General features: G+C 68.1%; 5 protein-coding genes and 1 pseudogene. 1 reads left to right on the top strand and 5 read right to left on the bottom strand.

What is annotated here, in order from left to right; genetic code table 11:
- Positions 1-218: 218 nt before the first annotated feature.
- From WBA11_RS02455 to WBA11_RS02445, 3 genes are all read right to left on the bottom strand, one after another.
- Positions 219-3,455 carry a M4 family metallopeptidase gene (locus tag WBA11_RS02455; protein ID WP_424519140.1) on the bottom strand — a complete coding sequence of 1,079 codons (3,237 nt, stop codon included), beginning with the start codon at positions 3,453-3,455 and terminating at the stop codon, positions 219-221.
- Positions 3,407-3,832 (bottom strand): hypothetical protein, encoded by a 426-nt coding sequence (locus WBA11_RS02450; RefSeq protein ID WP_424519139.1) that lies wholly within the window; start codon positions 3,830-3,832, stop codon positions 3,407-3,409. Before WBA11_RS02450 ends, WBA11_RS02455 begins: the two co-directional genes overlap by 49 nt.
- Positions 3,833-3,948: 116 nt before the next feature.
- A complete protein-coding gene (locus WBA11_RS02445; protein ID WP_424519138.1) occupies positions 3,949-4,512 on the bottom strand; it encodes a hypothetical protein in 564 nt (187 codons plus the stop codon).
- Between the two features lie 103 nt (positions 4,513-4,615).
- On the opposite strand from WBA11_RS02445, the gene gltX reads away from it, so the two are divergent.
- Positions 4,616-6,130, top strand: a complete 1,515-nt coding sequence (gene gltX, locus WBA11_RS02440) for a glutamate--tRNA ligase (RefSeq protein WP_424519137.1) — start codon at positions 4,616-4,618, stop codon at positions 6,128-6,130.
- On the opposite strand, the gene WBA11_RS02435 is transcribed toward gltX, so the two are convergent.
- Both WBA11_RS02435 and WBA11_RS02430 read right to left on the bottom strand, forming a co-directional pair.
- The gene (locus WBA11_RS02435) at positions 6,117-8,204 is read right to left on the bottom strand and encodes a T9SS type A sorting domain-containing protein (protein ID WP_424519136.1); all 2,088 of its coding nucleotides are present in this window, start codon (positions 8,202-8,204) and stop codon (positions 6,117-6,119) included. The two genes, gltX and WBA11_RS02435, sit on opposite strands and share 14 nt — an antisense overlap.
- 247 nt (positions 8,205-8,451) lie before the next feature.
- A pseudogene (locus WBA11_RS02430) lies at positions 8,452-8,634 on the bottom strand (hypothetical protein); the annotation flags it as partial.

Raw genomic sequence — 8,634 nt, 5'->3', positions numbered from 1 at the left:
GTGTCGCCGTCGCCCTGGGCACCGTCTTCGCGCCCCGCGCCTCCGCCGACGTCCAGCCCGCTCGAGTGGTCGAGGCCGTCCTCGAGGACGGCTCGCTCTACCTCATCGACCCCGGCGTGACGGTCGAGGCCCCCCGCACCGGAGCAGCGGAGGGCCTCTAGCGCCGTCCCACGCATCTTTCGTCCTCGAGGGCGATGGGCGACCTCGAGGACGTGCCTTTATCGCACGACCGTGATCGTGCGCACCTCGACCGCGCCGCCGGCCTCGAGGCGGACGACGTAGACCCCGGCCGGCAAGGCCGCCGCGTCCAGCCGCACGTCGTGCTCGCCGGCGGAGATCATCCCGTCCTCGAGGACGGCGACCTCTCGGCCCAGCGCGTCGTAGACCGCGACCCGGACCGATGCGGCCTTGAGGACGGAGAACGAGACACGAGCCTGGGCGCCGATCGGGTTCGGAGCGACCTCGAGGTCGAACCGCGCGTTCGGGCCAGTCTCAGAAGAGACGCCCTGGCGAGGCGTGCCTCCGATCACGAACCACGACGGGTTGAAAAGAGGCTCTTGGAACGTCAGCGCCGTGGGGTCCGCGCCAGTGCGGTCCATGAACAGGAGCGACGCGGCGCTCGGGACCGAGAGCAGGACCGTCCGGTCGTCGGGTGAGAACGTCGGGCGCTGGGCGTCGGTGATGGGCTGGCCGTTGAACGTCAGGTCCGTCGTGCCCAACGTCGCGACCTGGCCGGCCGAGAAGTCGGCGAGGTAGGTCTCGACGACTCCCTGCTCGTCGGCGACATCGAAGGCCATCACGTCGGGGTCGCTGCTCGAGTACGTCGGGTTGCCGACGCTGACGCCGGACGGCTGGGGCGGCAAGACGTTGTAGACGCGGCCGGCGTCGAAGTCGACCTCGTGGAGCGCCCAGTAGGTCGAGAGACCTCCGAACAGGGGGCCGCCATCGGACTGGTGGAGCGCGTCGAAGGCGAGAAGCGGCTGGTCCGCGTTCGGAGACCACGTGATGACGTCGGGGTACTGGATCGTCTCGTCGCGGAAGCCCTCGGCCGTCGTCTCGGGCCGGACCTCGAGGATGGACAGGTTCTGACCGTCGAACAGGTAGATCCGAGGATCGTTGAGATAGGCCGAGACGATGGCGACGACGCTCGCGTCGGGCGAGATCGAGACCGTCCACAGGTCGCCCGGTTGCTGCAGAGACAGGTTGTCGAACGTGCTAACCTGGCCCGAGGCCACGTCGACGAACTCGAGTTGACCGTTGGGATTGACGTACCAGATCGACGCTCCGTCGCGGGGAGCCGAGAGCTGCGACGCGTCGCCGTCCTGGCCGAACCGGGCCGTCGCGCCCTGGAAGAGGCCGGCGCCGATGTTGTTCGGGTCGGTCAAGTCCACGGTCCCGACCGATCCATTGCCGGTCATGAACGCGACGAGCGACTGGCCGCCGACGAGCGGCGGAACGTCGTCGCCGCCTGGGTTCTGGCCTCCGCCGCCGCCATTGTTCGCGTCTCCGATTCCGACCGCGGCGAACGCGTTGCTGACGGCTTGGACCTCGGCGCTTCCAGCGCCATACAGATCCGTCGCCGCGCGCTCGAACGCGAGACGACCGTCGACGAACTGGCTCTCGCGCGTCAGGTATGTGCTTAGGCCTCGGTACCAGATCTGCTCGACCTTTTCGCGTCCGATGGCCTGGATCGCGAGCACGGCTGCGCGGTTGGGGATGCCGCTGTTGACGTGGACGCCGCCGTTGTCCTGGTCCTCGCGCAGGTTGCGGAAGTCGCGCATGTGGGCCGGCTGTGGCGACAGGACGTTGGGGTTGTCCGGGTTCTCCAGGTCGCGGAGCGCGAGCGCCGAGCGCATGATGTCCTCGCCCGCTAGGAAATCGTCGCGGTCCACCATGACCCCGAACACGTCGGCGATGGACTCGTTGAGCGCGCCGGGCTGGTTCTTGTACACCAGGTCGGCGGTGTGCTGAATCACGCCGTGCGACATCTCGTGGCCGGCCACATCGAGGGCGCCTGCGAGCGGCTTGAAGTTCGAGTCGCCGTCGCCCCAGCCCATGATGCGGCCGAGCCAGAACGCGTTGCCCATCGACTGCCCGTTCTGGGTGATGTGGACGATGGAGATCATCGTCTGGTTGTTGTCGTCGATCGCCTTGCGGCCGAAGGTGTCGCGGAAGTAGGCGTAGGTCTGGTCCATCCCGTAGCTCGCCGAGACGGCCGCGGCGTCGGTGAAGGAGGTGGAGCCGGACGTGACGTGGGCGAGCTGGGTGTTCTCGTTGAAGTCCTGGTTCTGCGCCGTCAGCGTGAGCGTGCCGCCCGAGGGGTTGTTCGGGAGCTGCGACGCGCCGACGTTCAGGTTGTCGAGGTCCGAGAGCATGAAGTGCGTCCCATCGTCTGCCCGCCACGCGCGGAGCGACTGCGAAACGCCATTGAGGTCCGTGCCGCCGGCATTCGTGAACTGGCCTCGCGCCGCGATCATCGCCGGGGCCAAGGTCTCGGCCTCGAGGTCGACGTGCGGGACGTGGTCGCCGCCGGCGTAGGCGCAGTGCCGGTCGATCCGCTCGAGGACGGCGCCGGTGTTCGCGTCGACGACCATCTCGAACAGCTCGAGCAGGCTCGCGTGGACCTCCAGGGCGTAGGCGAGCCGGAACCGGATCCCGTCGTGGTAGACGACGAGCTCGGAGGGCTCGGCCCCGAGGTCGAGAAGCGCGGAGACCTCGGCCGAGACGGGGTTCCACCGGCCGGCGTCCTCGAGGGCGGAGATCGCCGCGTCGCGCGCGCCAGTGGGGGAGAGGGAGGGCGTGACGTCCTCGAGGTCGGGCGTCGGGTGGTACGTGCCGTTGACGGCGTAGACCGTCCCGGCGGCGTCGAGGTGGGCGATCAGTTCGGCGTTCCAAACGGGGATGTTCTGGTATCGCTGCTGGAAGCGGACGTGGGTCGAGCCCAGGTCGTCCGTGTTCGTGCGGACGACCTCGAGTTCGGACGCCGGGTCGATGAGACGGAGCGCGGGCGCGAACGCATCGAGGACGGTCTCGGCGGCAGCTACGCGAGCCGCGGCGCCACGAGCTCGGGCGAGTCCCAGGCCGGCGTCCAGCTCGCCCTCGAGCCAGCGGACCGTCCCGTTCTCCGCGCGCTCCAACCGGATCGGCGTCGAGGTCGGGCCGCCCCGAGTGGGGCCGAGCGACTGGCGCGAGACGGTCGAGAACGGGATCAACGCGCCGGGACGCGAGGTCGTCGCAGCGGCCTCGAGTCGGCCCGAGCGGAGGGATTGGAACTCCTCGATAGAGTGGACGACCGGGATGCTCGACACGTCGAGGCCGGTGAGCGAGCGCGGGTCGTCGGTGAGCGTTTGGGCCTGGGCGCCGACCGACAGGACGGCGACGAGGAGGGCGAATCGCAACGTGTTCATCAGTTCTGGGGAGAGTGAGCGGCGAGCTGGGTCGAGAGATCGGTCCACAAGGCGTCGAGGTCGGCGTGAGCCATCGCTTCCCATGTCAGGCGATGGGTCTCTCCGTTGGCCACGACCTCGAGGGACCGGCTGAGATTGCCGGGCGCATCGACCTCGAGGTCGAGGGCGTCGTCTTGGAGGCGGGACCAGATGGCCGCGACGGACTCGGCGGAGAGGGCGCCGGCGGGCTCCATCGTGCGGTCGTCGCCAGCCTGTGAGGTCCAGCGCTGGACCGACCCGTCGGCCGTGAGGACGAAGCCGGACCACGTCCCGGCAAACCCGCCGCCTTGGCCGGTCACGACCTCGAGGTCGAACGGGACACCCGTGGGCGGGCCGGTGCAGGCGGCGACCACCAAGGCCAGGACGAACGTGAGACGGAGGGCCATCGGAGCGGGGAGTGCTACCCCTGCCACCGAGGTCTCGGCGCGTGGTGGCTCACGCCCGGCTCAACTTTTTCGATTTACGCCCTCGAGAGCCGCCAGGCCGGCGTGGCCAACGTCGGCTACCGCTCCTCGACGATCAACTCCAGGCGCGACACGTCGGCGGCCTGGCCGGTGAACGTCCAGCCCTCTTTCTCCCAGAAGTAGTAGCCGTGGTCGACGTTCTCATATTCGAGGTCTCCAAGCCACGCTTGCATTTCGCCCTCGAGGTCGTAGATGATCTGGAGCGCGTCGACGTCTTCCTGAACGACCATCGCTCGGACGAGCCGGCCGTTCTCGGCCTCGAGGACGAGGACGCTCGGGGTGTCCCCGTAAACGAAGTGCCTCGACCCCGAGGTCGACACGCCGGTTGCGGGGCCACTCGGACCTTCGACGGTGTGCGCGACGGCGACGGGTCCGCCAATGGCCGCCTCGGCGTCCTCGAGGGGACCGCCGACGAACGGGGCGAGCAACCGAATCCGCTCCACCAAGCTGAGTGCCTCGAGGTCGAGGGCGTCGTCGCCGGGGCCCCCCGGCTCCAGATACGGGGCGTCGAGCAGCGGCCCGTCGGTTGTGGCTGGCTCGGCCGGCGCTTGGGCCGTGCAGCCGGATGACAGGACGACGAGGGCGACAGCGATCAAGCGCATCGGATCGAGGGCGGTGCGGAGACAAAGTAGGGGAGAGCCGATCCGTTTCCTCATGGACGCATCGAGGTCGGCTCGATAGGTTGAAGCCGCCCTTCCGACCTCGATGATGTCCGATCCCGTCCGCGTCCGCTTCGCGCCCTCGCCCACCGGCCTGCTCCACATCGGCGGGTTGCGCACGGCGCTCTACAACTACCTGCTCGCCCGCCAGACCGGCGGCACCTTCGCGCTCCGCATCGAGGACACCGACCGGTCCCGCTTTGTCGAGACGGCCGAGCAAGACATCCTGGACGGCCTGTCGTGGGCCGGGCTTGGGGTCGACGAAGGCCCGACGCAGGGCGGCGACGCCGGCCCGTACCGCCAGTCTGAGCGCCGCGACCTGTACGCCGACGCGGCCCAACGCCTGCTCGACGCGGGAGCCGCCTACATCGCGTTCGACACACCCGACGAGATCGAGGCGATGAAGGAGCGCCACCGCTCGGACGCCAACCCGAGCCCGCGCTACGGCCATTCCACGCGCGACGAGATGGCGACGTCCCTCGTCCTCGAGGCCGACGAGGTCGCCCGCCGCATCGAGGCCGGAGACGAGCACGTCGTGCGCCTCAAGGTCGATCCCGGCGAGACGTTGACGTTTACCGACCGCGTCCGCGGCGAGGTGAGCTTCGACACCATCGAGGTCGATGATCAGGTGCTCGTCAAAAGCGACGGGATGCCGACGTACCACCTGGCGAACGTCGTCGACGACCACGAGATGGGCATCACCGACGTGATCCGGGGCGAGGAGTGGCTGTCGTCCGTGCCCAAGCACTTGCTGATGTACCGCGCGCTCGGATGGACGCCGCCGCGCCTGGCGCACCTGCCACTCATCATGAGCCCGACGGGCGGCAAGCTGTCCAAGCGCAGCGCCGACCGGTTGGGCATCCCGGTCAGCGTGAGCCAGTACGTCGAGGCCGGCTACGAGCCCGAGGCCGTGGTCAACTTCTTGGCCTTGCTGGGCTGGAACCCCGGAACGGAGCAGGAGATCTTCGACCTCGAGGGCTTGGTCCAAGCGTTCGACGTCGAGCGGATCGGCAAGAGCGGCGTCCAGTTCTCGCTCGACAAGCTCGACTGGTTCAACGGCCAGCACCTGCGCGCCTTGGATCCCGAGGACCTCGCCCGTCGCGCGCGCCCCGCCCTCGAGGACGCCGTAGGACCCGTCGAGGACGGGAAGCTCGTCGAGGTCGCGTCGCTGATGCGCGAGCGCCTGACGAAGGCGTCGGACCTCGCCGACGCGGCCTACTTTTTCGTCGCGCCGGAGTCGTACGACGAGAAGGGCCTCAAAAAGCGCTGGAAGGACGACAGCGCCGACTTGGTTGCCGCCTACGCCGACGCCCTCGAGGCCGAGGACGCGTTCACGATCGAGAGCACCGAGGCGACGATGCGGGCGCTGGCCGAGGCGCGCGAGGCCGGGTTCGGTCGGATCATCCACCCGGTCCGGCTGGCCGCGACGGGCACGACGGCCGGCGCGGGGATGTTCGAGACGCTTGTTCTGATCGGCCGCGACGAGACGACCCAGCGGCTCCGTCGCGCGGCCGAGGTCTTGGGGCAATCGGTCGCGGTCCGGCGTCCTACTGAAAGATGACAGTCCCCGTCTGGACGCGTCGTCCGACGTGAACCCGGTAGCGATACGCGCCGCTCGGAAGGCCCGTCCCGTCTATCTGGACGCGGTGCATGCCGACCAGCGTCGTCCCGCTCAACGTCGAGCGCACCTGACGCCCCAACACGTCGAAGAGATCGATCCTGACGTCGCCGGCCTCATCGAGGTCGATGGCCAACGTGAGCAAGCCGTGCGATGGGTTCGGGTACGCAGATACGCTCAATGCGGTCGGTCGTGGAACGCTTCCCGACTGTGTAGAAAGGCGCTGGCTCCGGTAGACTCCCTCGTCTGTCCCTATGTAGAGACGGCTCTCAGGCGTCGCCACGATCGCAAAAACCGCGCTTTCCGCTGGTGTCTCGAGCTGCCGCCAATCAGAGCCTGGAGGCTTGTACACCAAACCCTTCGAGGTCCCAGCATAGAGTCCGCCCTGAGGAGCAGGGACGAGCGCGTAGGGCGTGCCGATGTCGGGAGACGACTCCTCCCACATGGTCCCACCGCTGGACGAGAAAACCGCTCCGCCACTCACCGCCCACAGGACCCCATCGGTGTCTTGAGCAAACATGCTGACGGTGTCGTCCTCGAGGTCGGTCGGCGTCCACTCGGTGCCACCGTTCTCGGATCGGAGCAACGCGCCGTACCCGACGCTCGCGTAGAGAGTGCCGTCGTTCGCGACAAAGACGGCTGGAACCGAGACGCCTTGCAAGCCCACGTAGCGCCAGGCTGCACTCCCGACGCTCAGCGCGAAGACGCCGTCGGAGCTTGTGCCGAGGTACAAGCTCCCATCGGGTGCGAGCGATATCGAGGTGATGTTGGCGCCGCTCGGCACTCCGGCGGAGATCGGGCGCCATCTATCGCCTCCGTCCCGCGAGCGCCATACCTCGTCTCGCCGGGCCGCGACGAGAGCTCCGTCTGGTCCCTCAGCCAGCCTGGACGCCGCTGGAGCCTCGAGGTCGCGCCAGCTCCGGTCGAGGTCGTTGCGAAAGACGCCCTCCCGTTCTGTCGCCGCGAGAACTCGCCGATCGCTCAGGGCCATGTCAACGACCTTGGCTCTCTCTACGCCTGACCGGGACCACTGCGTGCTCTCCGCATCGAAGCCGAACAGCGCGATCCTGTCGCCCTCTGCACGAAGGGACGACACTGCTAAGACGCGTCCTCCCGGTGCGAGAGCGATCGCGGATGGGTCGCTGAACGGTGCGTCTTCGCCCAAGGCCCTCCACGTCGCTCCTCCGTCGCTGGACAGGCGGACGCCGTCGGCGACCCCGGCGTAGAGCGTGCCGTCACCGGCGACGGTCAGGGAGGACGTTTCCTCGCTCGAGGTCCCGGCGAGGTTCCAGCTCTGGCCGGCGTCGACCGAGGTGAAGACGCCCTGGGAGGTCGTCGCGTAGACCGTCCCGCTCGGGGCGACTTCGATCTCGAAGACCTCGGCGTTCCCGTCCTCGAGGACGCGTTGCCACGTCGCACCGTCATCTCTCGACCGGTACAGAACCCGGTCCACGACGACAAGGAGGGCTTGGTCACGGGGAATGCCGATGTCGTCCGGCTGACCGCTCCACGGCATCGTTCGAGGGAACTCGGACCACGTGGCTCCCCAGTCTATGGAGCTGTACAACTCGTCCCCATATCCGGCCGCGATCAGCCGGTCTTGTGGCCCGGCCTCGACGAGACGAAAGCGATGCGGGGTGGGGTTCAGTTGCTCCCATGAGGTGCCATGGTCGAAGGACCGGTACAGGTCTGGGAATGGCGTCGGGCGCATGGGGCTCGCCGTCGTGACCAACACCCGGCCCGACGAACCCGAGACGAGGGCCGGAAAGCGAGTGCCACCGGATTGGACCATCGACCATGCCTCTTCTCCATCTCGAGAGCGGTAGACCCCACGGCCTCCGATCGCAGCGAGAACGGACCCGTCAGACTGGACAGCAATCTGGATCTCGTAGTCGAAGGACGACGATTCGAGAGACGCGTACGGCCCTCCTGTAAACTCCCACCCTGCGACCTGGGCAGAAGCCAGAGGAGTCGTTGCGAGCAGGAAGAGGACCGCGAGCTGTCTCCAGAAGAGCATTTCGTCTCGAGAATGTGAAGGAGCAACTCAACGCTCTCACGCTCTGGAGAGTATTGCTTCACGGCAACCAAGCCGGAGCGGAGGCCGGTGTGCGTCCTCGAGGTCGGCGCGAGCCGTTCGAGGGCGCTCGCCTTAGTTGATCGCAACGAGACGCCGTGCGGCGATGACGGTTCGGCCCGCGACGAGGGCCGGAGCCCATGTCCAACAGCGAAGTCGGACAGCTCCTACCGGCTGGCTGAGAGGAGGTCTAGCCGAAGATCTCGATGCCCCCCAACCCGAGCGCATGGTCCATCGTGACGAAGGTGGCGTGGCCCCAGAACAAGTCACCGTCTTCGAACACGACCTCGAGGCCGAGACGGGCGCGGAACGCGGACTCCGTGAGCGGAGCCTCGTCGGTCTCGAGCCACGAGTCGTTCTCGACCGCGAGGAG

This window comes from Rubrivirga sp., assembly GCF_049648075.1.
Taxonomy (GTDB): Bacteria; Bacteroidota; Rhodothermia; order Rhodothermales; family Rubricoccaceae; genus Rubrivirga.
The sequence above is the reverse complement of the archived record's forward strand: the minus strand, read 5'-3'. Positions and strand labels throughout refer to the sequence as shown.

Coding starts and splice junctions, on each gene's coding strand:
- WBA11_RS02450 (WP_424519139.1), bottom strand. CDS start 3,832: ATGGCCCTCCGTCTCACGTTCGTCCTGGCCTTGGTGGTCGCCGCCTGC.
- WBA11_RS02445 (WP_424519138.1), bottom strand. CDS start 4,512: ATGCGCTTGATCGCTGTCGCCCTCGTCGTCCTGTCATCCGGCTGCACG.
- gltX (WP_424519137.1), top strand. CDS start 4,616: ATGATGTCCGATCCCGTCCGCGTCCGCTTCGCGCCCTCGCCCACCGGC.
- WBA11_RS02435 (WP_424519136.1), bottom strand. CDS start 8,204: ATGCTCTTCTGGAGACAGCTCGCGGTCCTCTTCCTGCTCGCAACGACT.